This window comes from Stackebrandtia nassauensis DSM 44728, from assembly GCF_000024545.1.
Lineage (GTDB): Bacteria > Actinomycetota > Actinomycetes > Mycobacteriales > Micromonosporaceae > Stackebrandtia > Stackebrandtia nassauensis.
The window spans coordinates 601163-628120 of the sequence record NC_013947.1; the positions used below are offsets into that span (position 1 = coordinate 601163).

27 protein-coding genes and 1 tRNA gene are annotated in these 26958 nt (G+C 66.8%); 14 read left to right on the forward strand and 14 right to left on the reverse strand.

All coding sequences use genetic code 11. From position 1 onward, the window contains the following. Positions 1 to 26: 26 nt before the first annotated feature. Complete coding sequence (locus tag SNAS_RS02830; protein ID WP_013015855.1) at positions 27 to 593, forward strand: TetR/AcrR family transcriptional regulator; 567 nt, start codon at positions 27 to 29, stop codon at positions 591 to 593. Here the strand turns inward: SNAS_RS02830 and SNAS_RS02835 are convergent. Both SNAS_RS02835 and SNAS_RS02840 read right to left on the reverse strand, forming a co-directional pair. Continuing rightward, on the reverse strand, positions 590 to 1891 hold the full coding sequence (locus SNAS_RS02835) for an MFS transporter (RefSeq protein ID WP_013015856.1): 1302 nt from the start codon (positions 1889 to 1891) through the stop codon (positions 590 to 592). The two genes, SNAS_RS02830 and SNAS_RS02835, sit on opposite strands and share 4 nt — an antisense overlap. A gap of 121 nt (positions 1892 to 2012) precedes the next feature. Next, positions 2013 to 3245, reverse strand: coding sequence for an MFS transporter (locus tag SNAS_RS02840; RefSeq protein WP_013015857.1), 1233 nt, complete (start codon positions 3243 to 3245; stop codon positions 2013 to 2015). Between the two features lie 165 nt (positions 3246 to 3410). On the opposite strand from SNAS_RS02840, the gene SNAS_RS02845 reads away from it, so the two are divergent. After that, a complete protein-coding gene (locus SNAS_RS02845) occupies positions 3411 to 4163 on the forward strand; it encodes a phosphoglyceromutase (RefSeq protein WP_013015858.1) in 753 nt (250 codons plus the stop codon). Between the two features lie 3 nt (positions 4164 to 4166). On the opposite strand, the gene sigJ is transcribed toward SNAS_RS02845, so the two are convergent. Then, entirely contained in the window at positions 4167 to 5120 is a 954-nt protein-coding gene (gene sigJ / locus SNAS_RS02850) for an RNA polymerase sigma factor SigJ (RefSeq protein ID WP_013015859.1), read from the reverse strand. A gap of 111 nt (positions 5121 to 5231) precedes the next feature. On the opposite strand from sigJ, the gene SNAS_RS02855 reads away from it, so the two are divergent. Then, positions 5232 to 5645, forward strand: a complete 414-nt coding sequence (locus SNAS_RS02855; protein ID WP_013015860.1) for a hypothetical protein — start codon at positions 5232 to 5234, stop codon at positions 5643 to 5645. Then, positions 5642 to 6148, forward strand: a complete 507-nt coding sequence (locus tag SNAS_RS02860; protein WP_013015861.1) for a carboxymuconolactone decarboxylase family protein — start codon at positions 5642 to 5644, stop codon at positions 6146 to 6148. The genes SNAS_RS02855 and SNAS_RS02860 overlap by 4 nt, the downstream gene beginning before the upstream one ends. Here the strand turns inward: SNAS_RS02860 and SNAS_RS02865 are convergent. After that, positions 6145 to 6720 (reverse strand): CGNR zinc finger domain-containing protein, encoded by a 576-nt coding sequence (locus SNAS_RS02865; protein WP_013015862.1) that lies wholly within the window; start codon positions 6718 to 6720, stop codon positions 6145 to 6147. The two genes, SNAS_RS02860 and SNAS_RS02865, sit on opposite strands and share 4 nt — an antisense overlap. Before the next feature lie 65 nt (positions 6721 to 6785). Between SNAS_RS02865 and SNAS_RS02870 the strand changes: the two genes are divergently transcribed. The 5 genes from SNAS_RS02870 to SNAS_RS02890 all read left to right on the forward strand — a co-directional run bounded on the left by SNAS_RS02870 (position 6786) and on the right by SNAS_RS02890 (position 12230). After that, positions 6786 to 8063: an MFS transporter gene (locus SNAS_RS02870; protein ID WP_013015863.1), complete on the forward strand. Its 1278-nt coding sequence runs from the start codon at positions 6786 to 6788 to the stop codon at positions 8061 to 8063. A gap of 96 nt (positions 8064 to 8159) precedes the next feature. After that, positions 8160 to 9365 carry a sensor histidine kinase gene (locus SNAS_RS02875; protein ID WP_013015864.1) on the forward strand — a complete coding sequence of 402 codons (1206 nt, stop codon included), beginning with the start codon at positions 8160 to 8162 and terminating at the stop codon, positions 9363 to 9365. After that, positions 9362 to 10042, forward strand: coding sequence for a response regulator transcription factor (locus SNAS_RS02880; protein WP_013015865.1), 681 nt, complete (start codon positions 9362 to 9364; stop codon positions 10040 to 10042). Before SNAS_RS02875 ends, SNAS_RS02880 begins: the two co-directional genes overlap by 4 nt. Before the next feature lie 155 nt (positions 10043 to 10197). After that, positions 10198 to 11070 (forward strand): ABC transporter ATP-binding protein, encoded by an 873-nt coding sequence (locus SNAS_RS02885; RefSeq protein ID WP_013015866.1) that lies wholly within the window; start codon positions 10198 to 10200, stop codon positions 11068 to 11070. Beyond that, the gene (locus tag SNAS_RS02890; protein WP_013015867.1) at positions 11067 to 12230 is read left to right on the forward strand and encodes an ABC transporter permease; all 1164 of its coding nucleotides are present in this window, start codon (positions 11067 to 11069) and stop codon (positions 12228 to 12230) included. Before SNAS_RS02885 ends, SNAS_RS02890 begins: the two co-directional genes overlap by 4 nt. Positions 12231 to 12611: 381 nt before the next feature. Here the strand turns inward: SNAS_RS02890 and SNAS_RS02895 are convergent, their stop codons facing one another. Both SNAS_RS02895 and SNAS_RS02900 read right to left on the reverse strand, forming a co-directional pair. Continuing rightward, positions 12612 to 14837, reverse strand: a complete 2226-nt coding sequence (locus SNAS_RS02895) for a hypothetical protein (RefSeq protein ID WP_144300378.1) — start codon at positions 14835 to 14837, stop codon at positions 12612 to 12614. A 1405-nt stretch (positions 14838 to 16242) separates the two neighbouring features. Beyond that, positions 16243 to 17514 (reverse strand): C40 family peptidase, encoded by a 1272-nt coding sequence (locus SNAS_RS02900; protein ID WP_144300379.1) that lies wholly within the window; start codon positions 17512 to 17514, stop codon positions 16243 to 16245. A 201-nt stretch (positions 17515 to 17715) separates the two neighbouring features. Between SNAS_RS02900 and mqnE the strand changes: the two genes are divergently transcribed. The 3 genes from mqnE to SNAS_RS02915 are packed head-to-tail and all read left to right on the forward strand — an operon-like array spanning position 17716 to position 19574. Beyond that, positions 17716 to 18888: an aminofutalosine synthase MqnE gene (gene mqnE / locus SNAS_RS02905; protein ID WP_013015872.1), complete on the forward strand. Its 1173-nt coding sequence runs from the start codon at positions 17716 to 17718 to the stop codon at positions 18886 to 18888. Between the two features lie 3 nt (positions 18889 to 18891). Beyond that, a complete protein-coding gene (locus tag SNAS_RS02910) occupies positions 18892 to 19329 on the forward strand; it encodes a hypothetical protein (protein ID WP_013015873.1) in 438 nt (145 codons plus the stop codon). Then, on the forward strand, positions 19326 to 19574 hold the full coding sequence (locus SNAS_RS02915) for a DUF4229 domain-containing protein (RefSeq protein ID WP_013015874.1): 249 nt from the start codon (positions 19326 to 19328) through the stop codon (positions 19572 to 19574). Before SNAS_RS02910 ends, SNAS_RS02915 begins: the two co-directional genes overlap by 4 nt. 48 nt (positions 19575 to 19622) lie before the next feature. Here the strand turns inward: SNAS_RS02915 and SNAS_RS02920 are convergent, their stop codons facing one another. From SNAS_RS02920 to SNAS_RS02935, 4 genes are all read right to left on the reverse strand, one after another. Further along, positions 19623 to 20396 (reverse strand): amino acid ABC transporter ATP-binding protein, encoded by a 774-nt coding sequence (locus SNAS_RS02920; protein WP_013015875.1) that lies wholly within the window; start codon positions 20394 to 20396, stop codon positions 19623 to 19625. Beyond that, the gene (locus tag SNAS_RS02925) at positions 20393 to 21250 is read right to left on the reverse strand and encodes an amino acid ABC transporter permease (protein ID WP_013015876.1); all 858 of its coding nucleotides are present in this window, start codon (positions 21248 to 21250) and stop codon (positions 20393 to 20395) included. Before SNAS_RS02925 ends, SNAS_RS02920 begins: the two co-directional genes overlap by 4 nt. Continuing rightward, on the reverse strand, positions 21247 to 22065 hold the full coding sequence (locus SNAS_RS02930; protein WP_013015877.1) for an ABC transporter substrate-binding protein: 819 nt from the start codon (positions 22063 to 22065) through the stop codon (positions 21247 to 21249). Before SNAS_RS02930 ends, SNAS_RS02925 begins: the two co-directional genes overlap by 4 nt. A 164-nt stretch (positions 22066 to 22229) precedes the next feature. Continuing rightward, positions 22230 to 22685 (reverse strand): GatB/YqeY domain-containing protein, encoded by a 456-nt coding sequence (locus tag SNAS_RS02935; protein ID WP_013015878.1) that lies wholly within the window; start codon positions 22683 to 22685, stop codon positions 22230 to 22232. Positions 22686 to 22710: 25 nt separating this feature from the next. Between SNAS_RS02935 and SNAS_RS02940 the strand changes: the two genes are divergently transcribed. Continuing rightward, positions 22711 to 23601 (forward strand): metallophosphoesterase, encoded by an 891-nt coding sequence (locus SNAS_RS02940; RefSeq protein WP_013015879.1) that lies wholly within the window; start codon positions 22711 to 22713, stop codon positions 23599 to 23601. Between the two features lie 51 nt (positions 23602 to 23652). Further along, positions 23653 to 23729 (forward strand) — tRNA-Pro (locus SNAS_RS02945). A 232-nt stretch (positions 23730 to 23961) separates the two neighbouring features. Here the strand turns inward: SNAS_RS02945 and SNAS_RS34965 are convergent. The 4 genes from SNAS_RS34965 to SNAS_RS34980 are packed head-to-tail and all read right to left on the reverse strand — an operon-like array spanning position 23962 to position 26944. After that, positions 23962 to 24957: a hypothetical protein gene (locus SNAS_RS34965; protein WP_013015880.1), complete on the reverse strand. Its 996-nt coding sequence runs from the start codon at positions 24955 to 24957 to the stop codon at positions 23962 to 23964. A 43-nt stretch (positions 24958 to 25000) separates the two neighbouring features. Continuing rightward, entirely contained in the window at positions 25001 to 25870 is an 870-nt protein-coding gene (locus SNAS_RS34970; RefSeq protein WP_013015881.1) for a hypothetical protein, read from the reverse strand. A gap of 5 nt (positions 25871 to 25875) precedes the next feature. Then, positions 25876 to 26409, reverse strand: coding sequence for a hypothetical protein (locus tag SNAS_RS34975; protein WP_013015882.1), 534 nt, complete (start codon positions 26407 to 26409; stop codon positions 25876 to 25878). Next, positions 26399 to 26944: a hypothetical protein gene (locus SNAS_RS34980; RefSeq protein WP_144300380.1), complete on the reverse strand. Its 546-nt coding sequence runs from the start codon at positions 26942 to 26944 to the stop codon at positions 26399 to 26401. The genes SNAS_RS34975 and SNAS_RS34980 overlap by 11 nt, the downstream gene beginning before the upstream one ends. Positions 26945 to 26958: the final 14 nt, after the last annotated feature.

The following is a 26958-nucleotide window of genomic DNA, read 5'->3' on the forward strand; positions in this document are numbered from 1 at the left end:
TCCGTTTGTCGACCCGAGGAGCCACCGTGCCCAAACCGCTGCGCGCCGACGCCCGCCGCAACCGCGAGCGGATCCTCGACGTCGCCGAGGCCGTCTTCGACGCCAAGGGAACCCGGGCATCCACCGAGGACGTCGCCAGTGGTGCGGGGGTCGGCATCGGGACGGTGTTCCGCCACTTCCCGACCAAGACCGACCTGCTCAAGGCGATCATCGGCCGGGGCGTCGAGCGGATGGCGGCCCAGATCCAGGTCCTCGTGGACGAGGGCGACCCGGCCACGGCGTTCTTCGAGTTCTTCACCCGCATGGTCGCCGAGGCGTCGTCGAAGAAGACCGTCGTCGACCTGCTCGGCGAGGCGGCCGAGGACCTGCGCGCCGACAAGCCGATCGGGGTGTGGCGCTCGGCGATCGAGGCCCTGCTGGCCAAGGCCCAGGACGCCGGTGCGGTGCGCGCCGACGTCCAGCCGCCCGAGGTGCTGGCGCTGCTGCTGGGCACCTGCCAGGCGGCCGTGTCGGCGGGCTGGGACGAGCGACTGCGGGACCGCACCCTGGCCATCGTGTTCGACGGCCTGCGGGCGCGCGGCCCGCAGCCCTAGGCGCGCACGGCTTTCAGCTCGCCGGTGTCGTCGGGCAGGTCGGTGCGCACCGGCCGCACCTCCGGCGTCTCGGCCTCAGCCAGCAGCCGGGCCAGCCGACGTTCCCGGGCCGGTTCGGCGATCAGGTTACCCACCGCGGCCACCACGCCGATGACCGCGCCGACGCCCCACAGGCCCGCGCCCAGGTACTCAAGGCCCAGACCGCCCAGCGTCGGGGCGATCATCGTGGACGCCTGGAACGACAGCGCGAACACCGACTGGTACCGGCCGCGCATGTCCACAGGAGACAGGTCGGCGATCGTCGCCGAGTTCGCGGGCGTCTGCAGCATCTCGCCGAAGGTCCAGATCAGCACCGTCAGCATGAACATCGGGACACTGGCCACCAGGCCGGTGGCGCCGACCCCGGCGGCCCAGAACAGACACGACACCGCCAGCACCCGGGAGCGGCGCTTGCCGTCGACGAGCTTGGGGATGAACAGCTGCCCGGCCACGATGACCACGCCGTTGGTGGCGATGATCCAGCCGTACTCCTGCTGGCTGAGTCCGGCACCGGTGACCTGAAGCGGCAGCAGCGATTCCAGCAGCATCAGCAGCAGCGCGGGCAGGAACGTCAGGCCCACGAAGGCCAGGAACACCCGGTCGGCGGCGATGACCCGGATCGAACCGCGCGGCTTGACCCCGGCGGGGTTGTCGGGAACCGGCGACGGGGCGGGCCGGGTCTCGGGGAGCTTGAACAGGATCAGCAGTCCCGAGGCCGCCACGGCACCGGCGTTGATGAAGAAGATCAGCTGGAAGCTCAGCCCGGCCGCGACGCCCGCCAACAGCGCGGCGCCGGAGAAGCCGAGGTTGATGGCCCAGTAGTTGAGGGTGTAGGCGCGCACCCGGTCGGCGGGCGGGACCAGGTCGGCGATCATCGCCGAGAACGCGGGCCGGGCCATGTTGAGGGTGGCGCCCATCGCCGCCAGCAGGGCACCGATGGTCCACACGTTCTGGACGAAGGCCAGCCCGGTCAGCACCGCGACCGAGGAGAAGTTGGACAGCAGCAGTGTCTTGCGGCGGCCCCACCGGTCGGTCAATACCCCGGACAGCTGGGTCCCCACGACGGCTCCCGCACCCTGGGCGCCGACGAGCATGCCGATCGTGGTGGGGGTGAAGTCGCGGACCACGCTGAGGTACAGCGTCATGTAGATGAGGACGAAGGAACCCAGCCGGTTGATGAGCGTTACCGTCCACAAGTGCCAGAAGGCGCGGGGGAGGCCGCCGGTGGTCTCGGTGAACCAGGCACGGACAGTACGCATTCGGGCACCTCCGGGGTAAGGGGCTTGGGGCGATAATGTTCATTACACGCGAAACAACCCGCGGCTGTCGCGCCGATATGCCGTGTGCTTGCTCACGAACTGTGGCCCGGGTCGCAGCCCATCACGCGGTGACCTTCTCGGACTGATCTATCAGGACGGACGCCTCGCGTGCCCGCCGTTTCGTCGCCCGTTCCCGCGCGGGCCCCGCCAGCAGGTGACCGGCCGCGGCCAGGACGCCCACCGCGAAGATCACCGCCCAGTGCCCGTCGCCCAGGAACTGGAACGTGAAGCCGCCGATCGCCGGGGCCGCGAAGGCCGCCGCCGAATGGGTCAGACTGAAGACGCCCTGGTACCGGCCCCGCATCCCGTCCGGCGACAGGTCGGCGATCACGGTGGCGTTGGGCGGCGCGGCCATCATGTTGCCGATCGTCCAGATCACCGCGCACACCACGTATCCGGTGAACCCGGCGACCAGCCCCACCGCGCCGAAACCGGCCGCGAAGAACGCCAGCGCCATCGCCAGTGCCGTCGCCTTGGAGAACCGGGTGGTCAGCTTGGGGACGATCAGCTGACCGCCGATGATCATCGCCGATCCGATGGCCAGCACGACACCGTAGTCGCTTTCGGACAGTCCATCCCGGGTCATCGCCAACGGCAGCGTCGTCTGCGCCTGCGCCCACACGAAGGACTGCAGGAACACCAGCGACACGAACGTCATGTACACGCCGTCGCGCCACACGTCCACGAACCGCCCCCGGTGTACCGGCTCAGCACCAGAACGCTTGTGCCGCAAGGTCTCCGGCACCGCCAGCAGGATCAGCACCCCGGCCAGCAACGCGGTGCCCGCGTCCAGCCAGAACAGCAGCGAATACGAGAACTGCGCCAGGAAACCCGCCAGCAGGCTCGCCGCGCCCATGCCCAGGTTGATCGCCCAGAACATCAGGTTGAACGCCCGGTCGCGATCCTCGGGCCGCAGCACGTCGGCCATGGCCGCGATCCCCGCCGGTCCGAAGGCCGCGTTGGCGAACCCGAACACCGCCACGAACACCGCGATCCACACCGGATCGGTCAACTGGCCCAGCGTCGCCAGCGCGACCGCCGAGACCCCGGCACTGGCCACCATCGTCGGCTTGCGGCCGATCCGGTCGGCACACACCCCGCCCACCAGCACCCCGGCCGCGCCGCCGATCCCGAACAGGCCCACGATCAGCCCGGCCCGCGACTCGGTGAGCCCCCGCTGCGCCGTCAGGTACAGCGTCATGATGATGACGACGAAACCACCGGCCTTGGAGATCAGCAGCGCCGACCAGATGATCCAGAAGGCGCGGGGGAGTCGGGCGGGGCGGGGCGACATTCAGTACTCCTTACGGCCGCTGGTCAACCTATCGCCGCCGCGTCGCGCGAAGCCAACGCATTTCCACTGGTCAGACTGTGATCTGCGCTGTGAACGAGCCGGTCGCGCAGCGTCAACCGGCCACCTGTCTTCGTCCCAGCAGACGGATCAGGCAGGATCGAGCCCATGACCGCTACTTTGGTGCTGCTGCGACACGGCGAAAGCGAATGGAACGCCAAGAACCTGTTCACCGGCTGGGTCGACGTCGACCTGACCGCCAAGGGCGAGGACGAGGCCCGGCGCGGCGGCGCGCTGCTGGTCGAGAACGACCTGCTGCCCGACGTCGTCCACACCTCCCGGCAGCGTCGCGCCATCCGCACCGCCGAGATCTCGCTGCACGCCTGCGACCGGCACTGGATCGACGTCAAGCGGTCCTGGCGGCTCAACGAACGCCACTACGGTGCGCTGCAAGGGAAGAACAAGGCCGAGACCCTCGCCCAGTACGGCGAGGAACAGTTCATGACCTGGCGCCGCTCCTACGACGTCCCGCCGCCGCCCATCGACCGCGACGACGAGTACTCCCAGGCCGACGACCCGCGTTACGCCGAACTCCCGCCGGAGCTGGCGCCGCTGACCGAATGCCTCAAGGACGTGCTGGACCGGTCGCTGCCGTACTGGTACGACAGCATCGTCCCCGACCTGAAGGCCGGCAAGACCGTGCTGGTCGCCGCGCACGGCAACTCGCTGCGGGCCCTGGTCAAGCACCTGGACGGCATCTCCGACGCCGAGATCTCCAAGCTCAACATTCCCACCGGGATGCCGCTGCGCTACGACCTCGACCTGGACACGATGCGGCCGCTGAAGACCGGCGGCGTGTACCTCGACCCGGAGGCCGCCGAGAAGGCCGCCGCCGCGGTTGCCGCCCAGGGTAAGAAGTAGCGCTCAGCCCGTCGTCCAGGCGCGCAGCTTGTCGGGGTTGCGCACCGCCCAGATCCGGGTGACCCGGTCGTCGGCGACCTCGAACGCGCACACCGAGACGATGACGCCGTCCTGCGACACCACCAGGCCGGGCTGGCCGTTGACCGTGCGCTCCAGCAGCGTCACGCCCGCCGACTTGCCGCCGAACTTGGTGAAGAAGGTCGCGATCCGCTCGGCGCCCTCGATCGGGCGCAGTGCCGCCCGGACCTTGCCGCCGCCGTCGGCGACCATCGTCGCCTCGGCGTCGAGCAGGCCGATGAGGGCGCCGATGTCGTTGGCCTCCCACGCCTGCTTGACCTGCTTGACGATGCCGCGATGCTTGGCCGGGGCCACGGCCGGAACCGGTCGCGGCGCGTCGAGGCGATGCCGGGCCGAGGACGCCAGTTTGCGGCACGCCGCCGGGCTGCGGCCCACGATCTCGGCGACTTCCGCGAACCGGTAGCCGAACACGTCGTGCAGGACGAACGCCACCCGCTCGGCCGGGGTCATCGACTCCAGCACCACCATGAAGGCCATGTTCACCGACTCGTCGAGCGTGACCCGGTCGGCCGGGTCGACGGGGGTGCCGCCACTGGTCCACTCCCGACGGTCCGGCAGCGGTTCCGGCAGCCACTCGCCCACGTAGCGCTCCCGGCGGGCCCGCGCCGAACCGAGCACGTCCAGACAGATGCGCCCCGCGACGGTCGTCAGCCAGGCGCCCGGCGACACGACGGCCTCCCGCCGCTGCCGCGACATCGCGAACCAGCGCGCGTACGCCTCCTGCACCACGTCCTCGGCCTCGGCCAGCGAACCCAGCAGCCGGTACGCCAGATTGGTCAGCTGCCGCCGCTCGCCCATGATCACGTCCAGGCCCGGCTCCGGCAGGTCGATGGTGCTCACAGTGCCCCGGTTCCCTTCCTCGTATTCATCCACGCCCATAGGACAATCCGCCGCCCCGAAATGTGACGTCGGCCGCGCACCTCACATTTCGGCCCGGTACGTCGTCGGACCAGACGAGACACCACGCCGGATGGAGAAGGGAATCCCTCGATGTTCACGACCGGGACGACGACCAAGCCGGGCAGTCTGAAACTACTGCGCCTGGCGATCACGCTGCAGACGCTGTCGGTGTTCGCCACCCCCGTCACAGCCGGGCTGCTGCTGACGACGCCGAGCGGACACGTGCTGCACAGCGGCTCGTCCTACACGTTGTTCTTCGTCACGCTTTTCCACCTGATCGCCGCGATCCTGGCCTGGCGTCCGGGCGGCGGCTCCGCCACACCCGTGGCGGCCGCGGCCGGGTTCTTCGCACTCACGCTGGCGCAGGTGTTCATCGGCATCGCGCACCTGACGACCGTGCACGTCCCGCTGGGCGTGCTGCTGTTCGGCCTCAGCGTGCTCCAGCTGGCCTGGGTGTGGAACCTCCGCCGTGCCGACCGAATCCGAGAAGGGAAACCAGCATGACCACCACCGCGACAACCGAGACCGGCGAGATCACCTCGCGCCTGCCCGACCTCACGAAAGAGTTCCCCGAACTGGCGGCGCTGTCGGGCGCGCTGCACAAGGCCATCCGCGACAGCCCGGTTCCGCAGACCACCATCAGGCTGGCGCTGCTGCGGGCCGCGCAGATCGTCGGCAGCACTTACCACACCATTCGCATGACCGCCGAGATGCGCAAGGCCGACGAGACCGAGGAGCGGATCACCGCCGTGGCGACCTGGCAGGGAGCCCCCTACTTCACCGACGCCGAACGCGTCGCGCTGGAGCTGGCCGAGGCCGTCCTCACCCCGAACCCGTTCGGCGAGCGCGTTTCCGACGAGCTGTTCGCCAGGGCCTCGGTCCACTACGACGACAGGGCGATGTGGGCGCTGACGATCGCGCTGGGTCAGCTGTGCCTGTTCATCCCGGTGGCCGTCATCGCCAAACCGATCCCGGGCCGCCCCTTCGGCAAGAACTACAGTCGCTAGCGACCTGTCTCGCCGGCGCGACGTTTACGGTAGGCCGCGGTCTTGGCGCGAGCGGTACAACCGGAACTGCAGTACCGACGGGAGCCGTTGCGCGTGAGATCTATGTAGACGGCCTCGCACTGGTGTGCCTCACAGCTGCCGAAACGCTCTACTCCGTACCCGTCCACGATCAGGGCCACCGCACTGGCGAATTCGCCGCCCATGGATTCGACGGGTGTCTCGCCGTCCCCGTCGAAGTGGATGTGGAACGGCTGGTCCATGTCGTCGACCAGGTATGGGCGCGCCCGATAGCGCTCGATCATGTCGTTGACGCGTGCCGCCATGACCGACGGCGACGGGGCCGTGATGGCGTCGCGCAGCGCCCAGGCCAGTGCGGTCAGCCGCGTCTCCACGTCGGACACGGCCCGGATGTCGGCGGCTGACCGCGAATCCAGCAGCGCGGTGAATGCGTCCGCCAGTCGGCCTTCGGGCAGCCTCGGCAGTTCGCTGCCGCCCCGCCAACGTGGCGTCACCAGATTGACCAGTTCGGTGATGAGTGGCGCCAGCCGAATGACGTTATGGGCTATCTCCATTTGACAGGTAACATCCTTCCGTGATGTTATGTCCAAACCTTGGTTAGATGGTAACGGAGGTTGTCGTGTTCGGTTCATATCGTCGCTTGTTCGCCCGGCCCGGTGTCATGGGCATGACCGGATTGAGTCTCTCCGTCAAGCTCGGGCCGCCGACGCTCAGCCTGGCCCTGTTGCTGGTGGTCTTCGACGACACCGGCTCCTACGCGGTGGCCGGACTGACGCTCACCGGTCACGCTCTCGCACTGGCCCTGTGCGCGCCACTGGGAGGGCGGCTGGTCGACCGGTTCAGTCCTCGCAAGGTGCTGCCGCCGTATCTGCTCGTCCACGCCGCCGCGTACACCCTGGTGCTGCTGAGCATCCACCTCCCGGTGCCCGCGCCGCTGGTCGTGGCCGCCGCCGCCGTGCTCGGCGCCACCAGCCCTCCGGCGGGCGCCGTCATCCGGGGAGCCTGGCCCCGACTGGTGGCCCCCGGGTCGTTGAACACCGCCTACGCGTTGGACAACGCGATCAACGAACTCATGTTCATCGCCGGGCCGGTGCTGGTGGCCGGGTTGCTGCTGGTCATGCCCGCCAGCGCGATCATCATCGTGACCGGGACGGTGTTCCTGGCGGCCGTGGCCGCCGTGACGATGTCCCGCGTGGTGCGCACCGCGGCTCCGGGGGCGCCGACGGGCGACGGCCCGTCCCGCGGCAGACTGACGCGCCTGGTCGGGCCGCTGGCGCACCGGCCCACGCTGATCCTGCTGTTCATCGCCGCCCTGGGCACCTTCACCTTCGGCAGTCTGCGGGTCGCGATGGTGGCCTCGGCCACCGTGCTCGGTTCGGCGGGGGCGGCCGGGATCTTCGCCGGACTCCTGTCGGCCGGCACCCTCGCCGCCGGACTCGGGTACGGCGGCCGGCACTGGTCCATCACCGGTCGCCGACTGCTGGGAATACTGTTCGCCGCCGATTGCGTGCTGCTGTTCGCCGGGGTGTTCGACGTCGGCTACCTGTGGCTGGCGGTCGTCATCACGGCGATCGGTGCGGTGTCCGGTCCGCGCGACACCCTGATACCCGTCATTCTCACCGAACACGCGCCGGCCACCGCCCGCACCGAGGTCTTCGCCTGGCTCAACACCTTCATGTGGATCGGCTACGGCCTGGGCACCGCCGTCGCGGGTCAGCTGACCGGCCCGAAGGATTCCGGAGCTGCGGCATTCGTCACCGCCGGGATCGTCGCGGCCGGTGGCATACTCGTGTCGGCCCTGCTGCCCCGCGCGACAACCGCGCCCGATCCGGCTGAACGCTCCGGCGAGAGTGGCGAAGTACTCGTCGAGCACGCGGAATCCCGCGGTCGCCGTTGACGGCCGGGCGGTCACCGTCGAAGCAGGACGGGTCTTGTTCATCTCTTGTTTACTCGCAGCTAGGGTTTTGCCCGCTCATCTGGCTACCCTCGGGGTGTGACCTTCAGTAATGTCCCGCGCGCGGGACGGGCGGCGGCCACCTTCGCCGTCGGACTCGCGGCCGGAGCGGCAGCCGGCTACGCCCTCAACGGGCGTCGTCGCACCCTGGAACCCGCCTCCGACGAGGAGTTCTCGCGCACCCAGGTCGGCGCCTGGCACAAGGTCTTCGAGGCGCTGCGCACCGGCGTGTGCGTCGTCGACGCCGACAACCAGGTCACCTACGCCAACACCGGCGCCCGGGCCCTCGGTGTCGACGCCGAGACCGAACTCGAACCCGCCTCGCTGCGCAGCCTCGCCGAACACGTCCGCGCCACCGGCGCCCCGCGCCAGGTCGAACTGGAACTCAACCAGGGCGGCGACCCCACCGCCGTGCGCGTCGACGTCGCCCCGCTGCCCGACGGCCACGTCGCCGTCGAACTGACCGACATCTCCGAACTGCACCGGGTGGAACGGGTGCGGCGCGACTTCGTCGCCAACGTCGGCCACGAACTCAAGACCCCGGTCGGGGCGCTGCAACTGCTCGCCGAGGCCCTGGCCGACGCCGTGGACGACCCGGCCGCCGCCGCCCGCTTCACCACCCGGATCCAGCACGAGTCGGCCCGCATGTCGCGGCTGGTGTCCGAACTGCTGGAACTGTCGCGGCTACAGGGCGCCGAACCCATGCCCGCCCCCGTCACCGTGTGGATCGACCGGGTCGTCAACGAGGCCGTCGACAGGGGACGCACCGCCGCCTCGGCCAAGGACATCACCATCAACCGCACCGGCCGCCGTCGGCTCGCGGTGTCCGGCAGCGAGAACCAGCTGGCCACCGCGCTGGGAAACCTGGTCGGCAACGCCATCGCGTACTCGCCGGAAGGCACCTCCGTGACCGTGGACACCACGGTCAAAGACGACTCGGTGCTCATCGCCGTCACCGACGAGGGCATCGGTATCGACCCGTCCGAACAACACCGCATCTTCGAACGTTTCTACCGCTCCGACCCGGCCCGGTCCCGCGCCACCGGCGGTACCGGCCTTGGCCTGGCCATTGTCAAACACATCGCCGGAAACCACGGCGGCAGGGTTGACGTGTCCAGTATGCCGGGAAATGGGGCAACGTTCACCCTGACGTTGCCTTCGGTAACGGCTGACGCCGACGAAGCGGAACTGAGCCCGGGTGAAATCGACACACTTACTACGCACATCGAGGAAGGTCGACAGTGACTCGCGTACTCGTAGTCGAAGACGAGGAATCGTTCTCCGACGCGCTTTCGTACATGCTGCGCAAGGAGGGCTTCGAAGTGGCGGTCGCCGCCACCGGAAACGAGGCTCTCAAGGAATATGAGAAGGCCGGAGCCGACATCGTCCTGCTGGACCTGATGCTGCCGGAGAAGTCGGGAACCGAGGTGTGCCGCGAACTACGCACCACGTCCAATGTGCCCATCATCATGGTGACCGCGCGCGACAGCGAGGTCGACAAGGTCGTGGGGCTGGAGATCGGCGCCGACGACTACATCACCAAGCCCTACTCGCCCCGCGAGCTCGTCGCCCGGATCCGCGCGGTGCTGCGCCGCAACGCCGAACCCACCGACCCGATGGTGACGGTGCTGGAATCCGGCCCGGTGCGCATGGACGTCGACCGGCACGTGGTGTCGGTGGGCGGCGCCGAGATCCCGTTGCCGCTCAAGGAGTTCGAGCTGCTCGAGATGTTCCTGCGCAACTCCGGCCGAGTGCTGACCCGCGGCCAGCTCATCGACCGCGTCTGGGGCGCCGACTACGTCGGCGACACCAAGACCCTCGACGTGCACGTGAAACGGCTGCGCTCCAAGATCGAGACCGAGCCCGGTCGTCCCCGCCACCTCGTGACCGTTCGGGGCCTGGGCTACAAGTTCGAGTCCTAGGCGCCGAAGCGGAGGCGGAGATCGACCTGCCGCGTGGGGGGAGTCGCGGTCGTCCGCAGGGATGACAACGCCCGCCGGAAAGTCGTCTCCGAGGCGGAGAGTTTTCGGCCGTCGCGCTTCTAATGTCGTCTTCATGACGACCTTGGGAGCATCCGATGCTTGAGATAAGGAACCTGCGCAAGCGGTTCGGCGAGAAGACCGCCCTCGATGACGTCTCGCTGACCGTCGAACCGGGGCAGGTGTTCGGCTTCGTCGGCGCCAACGGAGCCGGGAAGACCACGACCATGCGCATCGCCATGGGCGTGCTCATCGCCGACTCCGGGGACGTGCTGTGGGACGGCGAGCCGATGGGTCACGCGCAGCGGCTGCGCACCGGATACATGCCCGAGGAACGCGGGCTCTACCCCAAGATGAAGATCGGCGAACAGCTGGCCTACTTCGCCGAACTGCATGGTGAGACCCCCGGCGGCTCGAAGAAGGCCGCCGCGACCTGGCTGGAACGACTGGGACTGTCCGACCGCTCCGGCGACTTCGTCCAGGACCTGTCGCTGGGCAACCAGCAGCGGGTGCAGCTGGCGGTGTCGCTCGTGCACGACCCGAAACTGCTGATTCTGGACGAACCGTTCTCCGGCCTCGACCCGATCGCCGTCGACACGATGGCCACCGTCCTGTCCGAACGCAGCGCCGCCGGGGTCCCGGTCATCTTCTCCAGCCACCAGCTGGACCTCGTGGAACGCCTCAGCGACTCGGTGGGCATCATCGCCGCCGGGAACATCGTCGCGTCCGGCTCGGTCGACGACCTGCGCCGCCGCGGCAACCGCAAACTGCGCGTCTCCATCGACGGGGCCGCCCCCACCTGGGCCGACGCCCTGCCCGGCGAAGTGGCCAACGTGGACGAGGGCGAGTGGGTCATCGACTCCGGCGACGACCAGAAAGTACTCGCCGCGGCCATGGCCGCCGGACGGGTCACACGATTCGGCTTCGACGAGCCCAGCCTCGTCGACATCTTCCGGGAGACGGTGTCATGAAGGGACTGTGGCTGGTAGCCAGGCGCGAGATCCTGGTGCGCGGAAAGTCCAAGAGCTACCTCATCGGCCTGCTGGCCAGCGCCGTCCTGGTCGTCGTGGTGTCGCTGCTGCCGACCTTCCTCGGCGGCGACGACACCTACAAGATCGCGGTGACCGGCACCGACGCCCCGGTGCTGGCCGAGTCGGTGCCCGAGGTCGGCGAGGCCCACGGCATGAAGATCGAAGCCGACGAGGTCGACGACGCCGCCGCGGCCAAGGCCGCCATCAGCGACGACAAGGCCGACATCGCGATCGTGGACAACAAGACCGTCATCGCCGACGGCGAACCCGACCAGGGCCTGCTGACCGTCGTGGAAGCCGTCCACCAGCGGGTGATCGCCGAACGCCAGCTCGTCGACGCGGGGGCCGACCCCGACAAGGTCAGCGACGCGATGAAGGTCGACACGCTCAAGACCGAGCAGGTCAACGGCGAGGACAACACCGCCCGCCAGGTCATCGGGTACTTCCTGACGATCATCCTGTTCTTCATGGTCATGATGCCGACCATGTACGTGGCCATGGGCGTGGTGGAGGAGAAGAGCAGCCGCATCGTGGAGATCCTGCTGTCCTCGCTGCGAACCTGGCAACTGCTGGGCGGCAAGATCCTGGGCCTGGGCGTCCTGGGCTTCCTCAACCTCGCGGTACCGGCGGGGGTCGGGCTCATCGCGGCCACCGCGACCGGCGCCATCGACTACCTGCCCAGCGGCATGGGCGTCACCATCGTCACCGCGTTGGGCTGGTGGGTGCTGGGCTTCGCCTTCTACGCGGCGATGGCCGGATCCCTGGGCTCCCTGGTCTCGCGGCAGGAGGACATCAACTCCGCCATCGGCCCGATGACGATGCTCATGGTGGCCAGCTACGTCGTCACCTCCATCTACGTCTGGGACCCGACGGCGACGGTGTCGAAGGTGCTGTCGTTCATCCCACCCTTCTCGATGCTGATGATGCCGGTACGAGCGGCGGTCAACGACGCGGCACCGTGGGAGCAACTGCTGTCGGCGGCGGTGCTGGCGGCAGCGGCGGTGGGCATGCTCAGCATCGGCGCCACCATCTACAAGCGCAGCGTGATGCGCATAGGCAGCAAGGTGAAGCTGACCGAGATCTTTACCAAGAGCGCCTGAGAGCGCGGAAACGAGGTCGCCCCGGGTGTGCTGGCCCGGGGCGACCTCCCCGTTGCCTGAAGGGCACCCCGACCGCCCCGTCGGAGCGCCCAGCCGCAGCGTACTCCCGCCCGGCCACCACCGCACCCGCCAAAGCCCCGCCCCGCGCGGCAAAGCGCCGCCCGCCCAAAGCCCCGCGCTGCAAAGCCTTGCGCGGCAAAGCCCCGCCCCGCGCGGCCGAGCTCGCGCCGTCCCCGCTGGCTGCCCCAGGCTCCTTGGCCTTCGGCCAACGAAGCGCGTCCCCGCACTCGCTAGCTGGCCCAGGCTCCTTGGCCTTCGGCCAAACGAAGCTCGCCCCGCCGGATCATCCGACGGGGCGAGCTTCGTGTTTGTCTACAGTGGCTAACTGTCCGCGGGCGGCGGCCACGCGCTCTCGTTCTCCGGTTCGGGCGCGCCGCCGTAGACCTGCGCGACCGGCGTCGGCAACTGCGCGGGCAGGTCACCGGCCGACAGCAACTGCGCCGACGGCACACTGGCCACGCCCTTGGCCGCCCCCACCGGCTCAGCGGCCGACGGTTCGGCGCTGGCAGCCGCCGGGGACACCGGCTCAGCCGCGGCCTGCTGGCCTGACTCCGGCTGCGAGGACTGCTCCGAGCCGCCCTCCAGCCACGGTTCGCCGAAGGCGTCCCACGCCGAGCCCGCCTGCTGGCCGTCCCCGGACGAGCTCGCCTGCTGGCCGTTGTCGTCGGGACGGTCTGCCGCCTCGGACGGCCGCTGGTCATCGGCGGGCTGAGCCTCGTGCGACTCGACCTCACCAGCCACAGCGGACGGTTGGCCCTCGTCGGCACCGTCGCGACCGGACGACTCGTCGTCCCCGAACGCGCTCCAGCTGCCGCCGGACGACTGCTCACCAGCCGCAGCCGGTTCGCTGTCGCCGTGCGCCGACTCGGACGGACGTCCGTCGTCGGCCGGTTCGGCCTGCCGCTCCTCGGCACGCTCGCCGTCGAACGCGTTCCACGTCGACTCCGACTGCCGCGCCGGTTCGCCGTCGTCAGCCGCCGAGCCGGACTGGCTCTCAGCCGCCGCGTCGGAACTGTGCCCAGCGTCGGCGTCACGGTCGCCCTCGGCGAAGGCGTTCCACGTCTGTCCAGCCTGGAACGACGACTCGCCGGACGACCGCTCGTCGCTGCCGGACGAGTCGCCAGTCGCCGCTTCGGCAGCGTGGTCGTCCCGCTCGGAGCCCGAGGGCTGGTCGGCGGCGTTGCTCTCGCCCGCGGCGAACGCGTTCCAGGTCGAGCCGGAATGCAGGTCCGCCACCGGCTGGCTGTCGCGCTGCTCGTCCGGCCCCGCCTCCTGCGGGGCCTCCGCCCGAGCCTCCCAGTCGCCGATGTCGGGTGCCTCGGTGACATTGGATTCGGGAGCGCTCTGCACCTCGCCGGCACGGTAGGTCTGGCCGTCGAAGCGGCGGCCGACCGGCACGTTGTCGTCGTCCTGCACCACGAGATTCGGCACCGAGACGCTGGCCCGCGCCGGAACCGAGGACGCGTCGTCGTCCCCGGCCGGAGCGTCGGCCGAACCCCTCACCGCTTCGGTCTCGCCGCTTTCGCCGGACTCCGCCGCTTCCCCGGTCGCCGCCGGAGCGGCCCGGTTCTCGTCGGCCGCTTCCGCGCCATCGCGGTCACGGTCGGCCTCGGCCTTGTCGGTCTGCTGCGGCGCCGGGGCGTCGTCATCGTCATCGTCGTCCTCGAAGTCGCCCATGTCGACGTCGGCCAGGTCGGCCATCGCCTTGGCGTCCTCGGCGGACAGTTCGGCGTCGCCGCCCGGCCCGGCCGGGGTGGCCATGCCCGCCCACAGCGCGGCGCCCTCGGCGGGCGGCGGGGGCGGCTGGTCGTCGGCGGCTTCGGGAGCCGGAGGCGGCGCGGGGGCCGGTTCCGGCTGTGCCACCGGAGCCTCGGCGGCGGGAGCGACGGCCTCGGGTGCCGGCGGCACCGAAGCCGAGCCGGACGCGACCGGTTCGGCGACGCGCGGCCAGGACTCGGGAGCCTGCGACTCGGGTGCCGCGGGCGGGTACTCGACCCGCGCCTGAGCCACCGGCGCCTCCGGGGCGGGCGGCATGGGCGGCGGCGCGTACTGCGAGCTCGCGTCGGGAGCGGCCTCGCCGGTCAGCGGAGCCGACGCACTGGCGCCGGGCATCGAGAAGCCCTGCGCGGCAGGCGGTTCAGGCTCGCCGGTCAACGGCGCGGGAGCGCTCGTCCCCGGCATGGAAAAACCCTGCGGGGCACCCGCGTTGTCCTCGGGCGCACTCGTCGCGGGCATGGAGAAGCCCTGTGGAGCGCCCGCGTTGTCGTCGGGTGCGCTGGCACCCGGCACCGAGAAGCCCTGGGCCGCGTGGGGGTCCGGCGGGCTGGGAGCCGGGGGTGGCTCGGCCGGTGGCGGCGGGTAAGCCGGCGGCGGTTCCTCGGCCGCGGGTGGCGGTGGCGGGGCCTCCCCGCCGGACGACGGCGCGGCATCCTCGATCCGGCGACGCGGACGGCCCATGATCCCGGTTCCCGGGTCGTCGGACGGCACCGCGAACGGCACGGCGGCCGACGGAGCCACCGGCGGCGCCGACTCGGGCGGGGACGGCACGTCGGCCGGAGGTTCCTGAACCGGCGGCTCACCGGGCGGGGCGAAGCTGTCGGAAGCCGGTGGCGGCGGGGGAGACGCGGGCGGCGTACCCCAGGCGCTCGACGGCTCGGCGGGCGGTGGCGGAGGCTGCTGCCCCCACTGCCCCTGCGGCTGCGGCGCACCCGGCGGCTGACCACCGGGCTGGTTCCACTGCGGAGCGCCGGGCGGTGGCGGTGGCGGCTGTTGCCCCCACTGCTGGTTACCCGGAGCCTGCGGCGGTGGAGGCGGGGGCTGCTGGCCCCACTGGGCCGGACCGCCCGAGGACGGCGCACCGGAAACCGGTGCTCCCGGAGGTGGCGGTTGCTGCCCCCACTGAGCCGGTCCACCCGAAGAAGGCGCGGCCGAAACCGGTGCCCCGGGAGGAGGCTGCTGCCCCCACTGGGATGGCGCCCCGGAAACGGGCGCTCCCTGGGGCTGCGGCGGACCCCACTGAGCCGGTCCACCCGAAGAAGGCGCCCCAGAGACCGGCGCCCCAGGCGGAGGCTGCTGCCCCCACTGCGGTCCACCGGCGGGCGGCGCGGACGTCGGCGGTGCGGGCGGAGGCGGCGGACCGCCAGCCTGTCCCCACTGTGGCCCGCCCGCTGGCGGACCGGAAGCCGGTGGCGCGGACGTCGGCGGTGACGGCGGCGGGGGAGGACCCCCGGCCGGACCCCACTGCTGCGGCGGACCCGAGGCGGGCGCGCCGGAAACCGGCGGGCCACCCCACTGCGGCCCGCTCGCGGGCGGACCCGAGACCGGACCGGGCTGGCCCCACTGCTGTCCACCCGGAGGCGGAGGCGGGGCGCCGCCGGGCGGCGCCCACGGCTGGTTCGGCTGCTGCTGCGGCGACTGCCAGCCACCACCCGCGGGCGGTGGCGGTGGCGGCGGAGCCCCACCGGGCGTCCACCCGGTACTGGTGTGCGGCTCCCCACCGGGAGGCGGCGTGTAGTTCGACGGCGGCGACTGTGGCGACTGCTGCGGCTGCCACGGCGCGGGCTGGTCGGGAGCCTGCGGCGCAGGCGGCATCACGCCGGGCTGCTGCGGCGGGGCCGACGGCGGCGGATACTGGCCACCGCCCTGCGGGGGCGCGTACTGCTGCTGCCCGCCTGCGGGCGGAGCCAGGGGCACACCACACTGCGGGCACCGTGGCGTGCCAGGTGCGACGCGCGTGCCACAGGCCACGCAACTGTTGTTGTCCATTCGCTTGGCTCCCAGCCCAGGTGTTTCGGTTTACGGGGGCGCGACGTCCGCGCGACGGCCGTTCCACGCACCGCCGAATGAACTCCGCTGCCCTATAACGGTGCCATACCCTTGCAAGTAACTCACAGGCGCGCACGGTTGGCCGGGACTCGGGTAAACGGACGATCTCGCCCTGTTAGGACCAGGCCTAACCGCGCCACGGCGTGGGCGTCGGCGTAGGCGCGTCCCCGCCACCGGGACCCGAAGTCGTCTCCTCGTCGGAGCCGGGAACCGGCGGGGACTCCGGCTTCGTCGCCGGGGTCTCGCTCGGCGAATCGGCCCGCTTCTTCTCCTTCTTGTCCTTCTTCTCCTTGGACTCGGCGGGCTTGGTGTCGACGGCCTGCACCACCCGGTGGGCGCCGACGAACTCGTCGAACCACACCGGCGCGACCCTGACCACATCCCCGGGACGCGGGGCGTGCACCATCTGGCCGTCCCCGATGTACATGCCGACGTGGTAGACCGAGGTCCAGTCCTCGGGTACGTCACCGTAGAAGATGAGGTCGCCGGGCAGCAGCTTCTCCATCGGCACCCGCGCCTGCGAGGTGTCGCGGAACTGCTGCTTCGCGATCCGCGGCAGCCGGACCCCCGGCTGGCCGTAGGACGTCTGGGTCAGGCCGGAACAGTCGTAGGTGTTGGGCCCCTCGTCACCCCACACATAGGACTTACCGGTCTGCTTGAGCGCGAACTTCACGGCCTGCTTGGCCTCCTCGGCGGCCTCGGCGCCGTCGATGTCGATGCTGATCTGGCCGGTCTCGCGCTCGTTGTTCGCCTCGGCCTGCTGTTCCTCCAGCGTGATGGCCTCGCGGTTGCGCTCGATGAGCTTCTCGAGCGACTTGGTCTTCTTGTCCAGCTTCTTCGACAGGTCCTTGTGCTCGCCCTCGGCGATCGCCTCGGTCGCCTCGGCGGCGTCCAGGGTCGCCTTGGCGACGCCCGCGTCCGACCGGGCGTCCTCGGCCTCTTCCATGATCGCGTTCTGGTTGAGGTTGAGCAGTTCCGGATTGACCTCGAACAGGTCCTCGAACTTGTCGGTCAGGCCGGGAATCTCGGCGGCCTTCTCCTGGTACGCGGCCGCGGCCATGTCGGCGGCCAACTCCTCGGTCGCTTTGGCCTCGCCGTCCAGGTCCCGCCAGTTCAGCCGACTCAGCGAGGTCTCGTCCTTGCGCAGCTTCAGCTGCTCCTCGGCGTCGGTGGTGCGTTCCCCCAGGTCGGCGAGGCTGCGGGTCTGCTCGGCGATCTTGTCGGCGTAGGGTCCGCGGCTGATGCCCGGCCCCGAAATCGGCACCTCGCCGGGCTCCTGGTCGCCCGCGGGCGCACCACCCTCGGGACGCGAACCATCGTCGGGCACCACGGTGACCGGATCCGCCAGCGCGGGGACGGGCGTGGAGATACCAAGCAGTACCGCGGTTCCGAGACACATGACAACACGGGACGGGGTGGTCTTCATGTCAGCCTTCGCGAGATATCCAGGGGATTGGATCTATCGGTCATCAGGATACGGCAATCACCCCAGAACCCACCATTCCCAGGAGAACAGTTAACTAACTCCGGGCCGCCAGCGGCGTGGGCCACAACGGTAGGCTCGGCCCCATCGACGAGGGCTCAAGGTGAGGTGAGAGCGATGACGGCCGAGGCATTCAAGGCAGACATCGAAGAGAAGGTGGCCAACGGCCAGCGCTTGAGCTATGAGGACGGAGTCGCGCTGTACGAGTGCGACGACCTCAACTGGCTCGGCCGCATGGCCCACCAGGTGCGCACCGACAAGAACGGTGAGCGCGTCATGTTCAACATCAACCGGCACCTCAACCTCACCAACGTCTGCTCGGCCTCGTGCGCGTACTGCTCGTTCCAGCGCAAGCCCGGCGAGAAGGACGCCTACACGATGCGGGTGGAGGAGGCCGTCCAACTCGCCAAGCAGATGGAGGGCGAGAAGCTCACCGAGCTCCACATCGTCAACGGCCTGCACCCGACGCTGCCGTGGCGCTACTACCCGCGCGTCCTGAAGGAACTGAAGGCGGCGCTGCCGGGCGTCAGCCTCAAGGCGTTCACCGCCACCGAGGTGCAGTGGTTCGAGAAGATCTCGGGTCTGTCGGCCTCCGACATCCTGGACGAACTCATCGAGGCGGGCCTGGCGTCGCTGACCGGCGGCGGCGCCGAGATCTTCGACTGGGAGGTCCGCCAGCACATCGTCGACCACGACTGCCACTGGGAGGACTGGTCCCGGATCCACAAGCTGGCCCACGAGAAGGGCCTGCGCACCCCGGCGACCATGCTGTACGGCCACATCGAGGAGCGCCGCCACCGCGTCGACCACGTGATGCGGCTGCGCGAGATGCAGGACGAGACCGGCGGTTTCGTCGTGTTCATCCCGCTGCGGTACCAGCACGACTTCGTCGACGCCAAGGACGGCAAGATCCGCAACCGGATCCAGGCCCAGACCACGATGGCCTCGGCCGCCGAGAGCCTGCGCACCTTCGCGGTGTCGCGGCTGATGCTGGACAACTTCGACCACGTCAAGTGCTTCTGGGTCATGCACGGCCTGGACGTCGCGCAGCTGTCCCTCAACTACGGCGCCGACGACCTGGACGGCTCGGTGGTGGAGTACAAGATCACCCACGACGCCGACTCCTACGGCACCCCCAACACGATGCACCGCGAGGACCTGCTGGACCTGATCCGCGACGCCGGATTCACCCCCGTGGAGCGCAACACCCGCTACGAGGTCGTGCACACCTACGACCCGCCGCAGTCGCTGGCGGAGCGGCGCGCCGAACCGCAGGACGTCTGGGCGTAGCCGATGTCGGCCAAGCAGGCGAAACAGCCGAGTTTCCCGCAGCGCGACGACAACGGACGCATCGTCCTGCTGACGCAGCTGCTGGGCTTCATCGCGATGTCGGTGGCCCTGGGTGTCGTCATGCTCGCCGTCATCGACGGCCTGCTGGCGCTCCTGGGTTTCACCGAGTTCGGCAAGGACATCTCCGGCTGGATCTGCGGCGTGCTGGCCGTGTTCGTCTTCGTCGACGAATTCCGTGCCTATAAGGGACAGTCGGTGCGGTACTGGCTGGCCCCGGTCGCGGGCCTGTTGGCGCTGGCCTTCGGGATCGTGATCTCCGCGGTGCTGCCGACCGGCTGGCTGCCGTTGTTCACCGGCGCGATCGGCGTGGCCGCCGCGATGCTCGCCTACGGCGCGCTGTGGTTCGTCGGCACTCGACTCACCGGAGCCGATATCTCATGAGCCCACTGTGGAAGTTCACCCTCGGCCGGGTCGGGCTGTGCGTCCTCATCGGAGCGCTGCTGTGGCCGACCGGCCTGCACATCCTGGTCATCGCCATGGCGGCGCTGCTGGGTTCGTTCCTGCTGTCGTTCGTGGTGCTCAAGAAGTGGCGCACCGAGATGCTGGCCGACGTCGACGAGGCCGTCAAACGGCGCCGGGCCCAGAAAGAGGAACTGCGCTCCGCGCTGGCGGGCGAGGACGAATGACAGACCGGCCCATGTCGATGACATGAGCCGGTCGCAAGTAGTTCGTTGTCAGGCTTCGTCGGCGTGCGTGGGGTCCAGCACCCGCTTCAGGAACTCCCGGGTGCGTTCGGCACTGGGGTTCTCCAGCACGTCGGCGGGCTGACCCTCCTCGACGATCACGCCACCGTCCATGAACACCACCCGGTCGGCGACGTCGCGCGCGAAACCCATCTCGTGGGTCACGACCATCATGGTCATGCCGTCGGCGGCCAGCTCCCGCATGACGGTCAGCACGTCACCGACCAGCTCCGGGTCCAGCGCCGAGGTCGGCTCGTCGAACAGCATCAGGTCCGGTTCCATCGACAGCGCCCGCGCGATGGCGACCCGCTGCTGCTGACCACCCGACAGCCGGGCCGGGAACTCCTTGGCCTTCTCGGCGACGCCGACCTTCTCCAGCTGCTCCATCGCGACCTTGCGCGCGGTGGCCTTCGGGGTCTTGAGGACCTTGCGCTGGGCCACCGCCACGTTGTCGAGGACGTTCAGGTGCGGGAACAGGTTGAACTGCTGGAAGACCATGCCGATGTGGCGCCGCGCCAGGTTCAGGTCGGCGTCGCGGTCGGTCAGCAGGTAACCGTCGACGACGATCTCACCGGCGGTGGGCTGCTCCAGCAGGTTCACGCACCGCAGCAGCGTCGACTTGCCGGAACCCGAGGGGCCGATGACACACACGACCTCCCCGCTCCGGATCGAGATGTCGATGCCCTTCAGGACCTTGAGCTTGCCGAAGCTCTTGTGCAGCCCTCGGATCTGCACCTGTGGATCCACAGTGGATTGTTCGCTCATCGTGCCTTGGCCTGCCTTGCTTCCAGCCGCCGTACCAGGATGCTCAGCGGAATCGTGATGACGAGAAACGCCAGACCGGCCACGACCAGAGGGGTCGAGTTACCGGTCTCGTTTGCCAGATCGTTGCCGAACTTCACCAGGTCGGATTCCTTGGCCGCGATACCGACGGTCAGCACCAGCGACGAGTCCTTGGTCAGCAGGATCAGCTCGTTGGTCAACGGCGGGATCACGATCCGCACCGCCTGCGGCAGGATGATCGTGACCATGGCCCGGGTGTGGGACATGCCCAGCGAACGCGCCGCCTCCATCTGCCCCTTGGGGACAGCCTGAATACCGGCTCGGAAGGTCTCGGCCATATAGGCGGCACTGCACAGACCCAACCCGAGGGCGACGGTGCCGTAGTTCCCGCCCGGGATGATCAGGTTCGGGAACGCCACCGGCCAGAAGAACGCCAGGAACGTCAGGATGAGCAGGGCGGGCAGCCCCCGGAAGATCTCGATGAATCCGGTGGCGATCCAGCGGTTGACGGCCGCCGAGGACAACCGCATCACGGCGATGAGGATGCCCAACGCGAAGCCCACGACGTATCCGGAGGCGGTGTAGATGACCGTGTTGGCCAGCGCCACCGTGAACAGCTCCGGGAACGACCGCTCGATCAGTTCGGCGTTGAAGAACTTCTCGCTCAGGTCCGCCCAGTCGGCGCCGAAGATGACGAACAGGATCACCGCGGCGATGACCACGTACTGGACGGTCATGCTGATCTGGTACTTCTTCCGCGGGCTCAACCCGGGGTGCTTGCGGAAATCGGTGGCCGCTTCCACGGCCACCGATTTGGGTTCAGATTTTGGGTTCATGACGCTTTCGGCTCGGTGCCGAACCACTTCTTGTAAAGCTCGTCGTACTTCTTGCTGTCCTTGGCCTTCTTGATCTGGTCGTTGACGACCTTCACCAGCGTCTTGTCGGCGCTCTTCTTGAAGCCGAACCCGTACTGGGAACCGGTCTCGATGATCTGGCCGACCTCGTACTTGGCGGCGAACTTCTCGTCCTTCATCCACTCGGTGATCACCGGGTAGTCCTGAAGCACGACCTCGACCTTGCCGGACTCCAGGCCCGCGCGCTGCTTGGCCGAGTCCTCGAACTCCTGCGGTTCCAGCTTGTGCTTCTTGGCGTACTCGAGGCTGGTGGTGGAAGCCTGCACGCCCAGTTTCCGGTCGCCGACGTCCTCGACGGACTTGGGCGCCTTGCCCTTGGGGGCCACGAACGCGATGACCTCGTCGAAGTACGGCTCGGAGAAGGTCAGGTTCTTCTCGCGCTCGGGCGTGATGGTCATGGCGGCCGCGGCCAGGTCACACTTGCCGCCGCTCAGCGCCGAACCGTTCTCGATGTTGTCCCATTTGACGTCGATGACGTCCTGCTTCACACCGAGTTCATCGGCGGCCAGGTCAACCATGTCCACATCGAAACCCACCGTCTTCCCGTTCTTCTCGAACTGGAAAGGCACGTATGGAATATTCGTGCAGACGGTGAGCTTCTTGGCGTCGATGAGCTCCACCGTGTAGCCACCGGGCGTCTTGGTTTTCTCAGCTCCACCGCCACAGGCCGCGACGGTCATACCGACCGCGACGACAAGGCCCACGGCTAGCAGGCGCGCATAGTTCGGTCGGATCATGACCTGACTCCTCCACAGTACAAACTCCACCGGTCGCCCCATGATGTCACGCATCGATGTAGGCGGTCATTTCGATTAAGTAACGCTTGAACTCAATGGTTAACACGCCTGTCAGCCCAATACACGACGCCGTGCCGTAAACCCTCGGCCGAATATCCGACGACTCAGGACGCCAACCGCGCCTTGACGAGCGCGGCAACCGCCTTCCCGTCCGCCCGGCCCGCCACCTTGGCCTGAACGGCCTTCATGGCCTGCCCCATCTGCTTCGGCTCCGAGAACCCCTCCGCGGCGAACACCTCCTCGACGATCGCCGTCAACTCGTCCTCACTCAACGCCTTCGGCAGGTACCGCCCCAGCACCTCCTCCTCGGCCCGCTCCCGCGCCGCCGACTCGGTCCGTCCGGCCGCCTCGAAAGCCTCCGCGGCCTCCTCCCGTTGCTTGGCCTGCTTCGCGATCACCTTCATGACCTCGGCGTCGTCGAGCTCCCGTGCCTGCTTACCGGACACTTCCTCGGTCCGAACGGCGGTCAACGCCATCCGCAGGGTGTTGAGAACCAGTTCGTCCCGGCTCTTGAGGGCGGTCTTCATGTCGGTTTCCAGGCGGGTCTTCAAGCTGCTCATGACGTCACAAACTACCGTGGAGCCTATGAAGAAGCGAAGCCTTATCGCCACCGCCGGGGTGCTCGCCGCCGGTGGCGCGGCGGCCCTTGCCTACGCGAGCCTCATCGAGCGATTCCGCTTCCAACTGCGGCGCTTCGACGTACCCGTCCTGGCACCCGACACCGAACCCCTGCGCATACTCCACATCTCCGACCTCCACCTCAGCCCCAACAGCCACAAGGAAGTCGAATGGGTCGCCTCCCTGGCAGCCCTCGACCCCGACCTGGTCGTCCTCACGGGAGACAACCTCGCCCACCCTGAAGCGGTCTCCACGGTCTCTGCGGCCCTGGAACCCCTCTTCACCTACCCGGGCGTCTTCGTCTTCGGCTCCAACGACTACTACGCCCCGGTCCTCAAAAACCCGTTCACCTACTTCAACCCCAACCGCGAACACAAATACGGCGAAGAACTCCCCACCGAAGAACTCCGCAAAATGCTCACCGGCGCGGGCTGGCGCGACCTCAACAACGCCACCACCACCATCCCCATAGCCGACCGCACCATCGCGGTAGCGGGCGTGGACGACCCCCACTTCGACCTGGACGACTACGACCTCATAGCGGGCGAAGCCCCCACCGACGCCTCGGTAACCCTGGGCCTCACCCACTCACCCGAACCCCGCGTCCTGGACCAAATGGCAGCCGACGGCTACCAACTCCTCCTAGCGGGCCACACCCACGGCGGCCAAGTCTGCGTCCCCGGCTACGGCGCCCTGGTCACCAACTGCGGCATAGACCGCAAACGCGTCAAAGGCCTCCACCGCTATGGCAGCTCCTGGCTCCACGTCTCGGCCGGTCTGGGCACCAGCCCCTACGCCCCAATCCGTTTCGCCTGCCACCCAGAAGCCAGCATCCTGACCCTCATCCCCCGCACCTAGATACCCGCTGGCGCGCCCCTCCGGGCATTAGCTACGATTGCTCGGCGACTTCGGGTTGTGGCGCAGCTTGGTAGCGCACTTCGTTCGGGACGAAGGGGTCGCAGGTTCAAATCCTGTCAACCCGACCAGGAGGTTCGACTTCGAACCTTGGTCAAGGGCGGTGCTCCCACCATGGGAGCACCGCCCTTGTGTTGGTCGTGCGAATTTCTGAGCGTGGGGAAGAACAAGTTCTTGAACAGCTTGGCGAGCTGTAGAGCAACCGGTCGTGCGATCAGGTAGGGCTTTAAGGTGCATCACATGTCGTGCCCGTAACCGATCTCGACGACGTTGATCAAGTAAAGTGTTCGAAAATACACCAACCTAGAGCAGCTTCTTCACGTTATCCCAGCTAGCCCACCCGCAGCCTTGATAATCGTATCCCCATACGATCACCACTGGGACAAACCCATCATGAACCCTGAGATAGCGGTCAGATGGTTCAAATTCTTTATCGATCATGTATTCAATCTTTGGAGCCTGAGCTGTCGGTTTTGAAGGAGACTTCTTAGGGGGGCGAGGGCCGTCAACTACGGGCGCATTTTTGAAAGGTTGAACTCGCGGGTCGGACTTCAGCGTGTCAGTAATGTTGGTGTACTTGAGGCTGGAGGCAGGGTCGTCAGAATCTCCTCCAGTACAGCTTTCTGTTGCTAGAGCAAGGTCTTGACCTGCAGTGACAACTGGATATCCCTTCTTGACACCAATGAAGTAGGACGCATCTGTACGGGCCTTCTTGTCCAGGATATCGTCGCCGCAGAGATTGTTTGTGTTGCGCTCAATGACTACACCGAAAGGGGAAGCAGGGCTTGTGATACTAAGTGCCCCTCCCTTAGGTTGGTCTTTGGTGACACAATTCCATTGCCATGCACCTGGCCACTTTACCGGAACTACCTTGTTGTCGTCCCAGAGCCAGAAATAGAGCGCCCGCCAACTACTGTACTTGTCGCCAGAATTGTCGACCCATTCGAGGATTGCAGAGGCGTCAATATCCTGGTCACCATCTAGATCAGCGAACTGAACTTTGGAGTCAACGCGGACATGCGCCCCGTTGTCGGCGTTTCCAGGTGGAGAGTACTTACCTTGGTTCAGCTGGACTTTTTCTTGAGGGACACCCTGGTCAAACAAATAGAAACTGGCGTTCTCGAGGATAAATGAATCCTCGATGGAAGACGATGTTGATTCAGGTTTACTGTCCGCGAACCACCAAATGCAAACACCGAGGCACAGAATTCCAATTACCGAGAGAGCCATCCAGCGCGGTTTGATCCTGGAAGTCTGCCTGTCGGTGTTGCTATTTATTGAGCCTTCTTCGGTAGGCATTTAGTGGCCGCCTCTTCTCATTGCAGTCAACGTGATGTAATGATTAGCTTGCAGGTGGCTTTAGTTTACCTCCTGGATCATCTGGATTGACATCGGCTAGTTCCGGGGAGGGTGGGACAATGTCATCTAGCTTTTTCTCTATTGCGTCTATATTCTTCTTGAGCCCCTTTGAAATCGTCTTTTCTTCTGCTTGTGAATCGTCTTCGAGTTCATCTAGCTTTTTCTTCATTTGGTCCAGGATCTCGTTGACAAACTTGGCTTCGATGCTTCCTGCGGCTTCTGTGACTGTCCTAGAGGCATCGGCTATCTGAATGACTGCAACAGCTTTGGCGACGGCGCCCATAGGGCTCGCCGACGCGGCGATCGAAAGCAGTCCAGCGACCTTGAAAAGGATATCCTTGCCTTCCTTTTCTGAGAGGAAGGGAGGCCATCCGTCGATTCCTTTCAATCCTTCGACTGTTGCTTCGCCTATGGAATAGGCGCGGCCGCGCATGCGGCTATAGAGATCGCGGTGGGAATCTGCTGCGGATTTTAGGGCACGAATTAGTTCCTTATGGAACTCTCGGTAAGTTTCCCATGGAGTGATGTAGTTGTCATCGAAGGAAGTTTTTGCTGTTCCACGCCACTCCGCTATCTTTAGCGAGCTATCACTCGACAAATAGGAGGCATCTTTTCCAGCGATCTTGTCGTAGGCGTCTTCAAGCTGTTTGGAAATGTCATCGAACGGAGTAAGGTTCGGTTCCGTGAAGCGCTCAAATTCTCCTTCGATGTACGCGTATTTTTCGGCGAGCCCCAAGTCCTCTTTTGTGTCGGTCGAATCAGGATGGTCGCGAACCCATTCGATCATTCGCTTTTCCTGTGCCAGCTCGTAAATTTGTTGGGCGATCTGTCGGATCTCGCTCGGGGTAGTCATTTTTGTTACTCCTCCTCAGGAAGAATGTCTTTCACCACGTCGCTGTCGTCTCGGCTATTGTCAGGTTTGGTTTCGGCTTCCCCTTCGGGGGCGATAGGTTCATCGTCCCGGTCAGCATCTTTCTCATCTTCTTTGACTTTCTTTTCATAGTCGTCGATTTGTTGATCCAATTGGTCACGGGCGGACCCTATCTCGTTTGCATTGTCTTTGTCTCGGTCAGCGAATCCTTTCGCCGCATCTTCAAGAACTTCTCCGACGTCGTAGAGGTTTTGCGAAGTTCGCGCGAGAATCGTTTGAATCAAGTCCCGCAAATCCTTGAACTCCTGTTTCGCTTCGCTTTGCCCTCGAGCCATTTTATTTCTGAAGACTACATCCTCTTCATTAGTTCCCATTGCTTCGCCGTCATGCCACGCGTAGATTGACCCCAGACTCCTTGAGGCTTCGGCGTAAGTGTCTGCGACAATGGGTATATATACATGACCTGCTTTCCACAAGTTGTAGCAATCAGTAGCGAACCCCGTATAGTCTTCATCGCCCATTTTCAAGCTCCTCTCGGATTCTAGTCATCTTTTTGTCGAGACTTTGTTCTATGGCCTTGATTTCCGAATCCAGTTGTCGCATCGAGGATCGGATGGCTTCATTGATTCGATCGACGATCTGTGAGTCTCCGCGTCTCAAACAACCTGGTTGCAGTGCTACGAGTACGTCGCCATTCACGAATACGGCGACAGTGACGTCGCCGCTTACGGCTGTTGCGGTGGCGTTTGTGTCAGCAAAAGCCTGGTCTCGATGCCTCTTATACTCTTCCCATAGCCATTTTCCTTGCGGAGTGTTCATTATTTTTGGTTGTTGTGTCATCCGAACCTCATGCAGGATGCCAGCATTTCGATCTCTGATTAGTGTTCGCACTTCAATAAGCAGATCCTCGATTAGCGTCTCTAGGGTTTCTTCAGTGATGTCATGGAGGCCTTTAGGGCCGACTGATATCAAGTAGCCGCTCTTGTTTGAGTACTGGCACCGTACTTTGTCATCTGGAGAGGAAATATCTACATGTGTTGGGCTATTTATGTTCATGATCTACCTCTGGG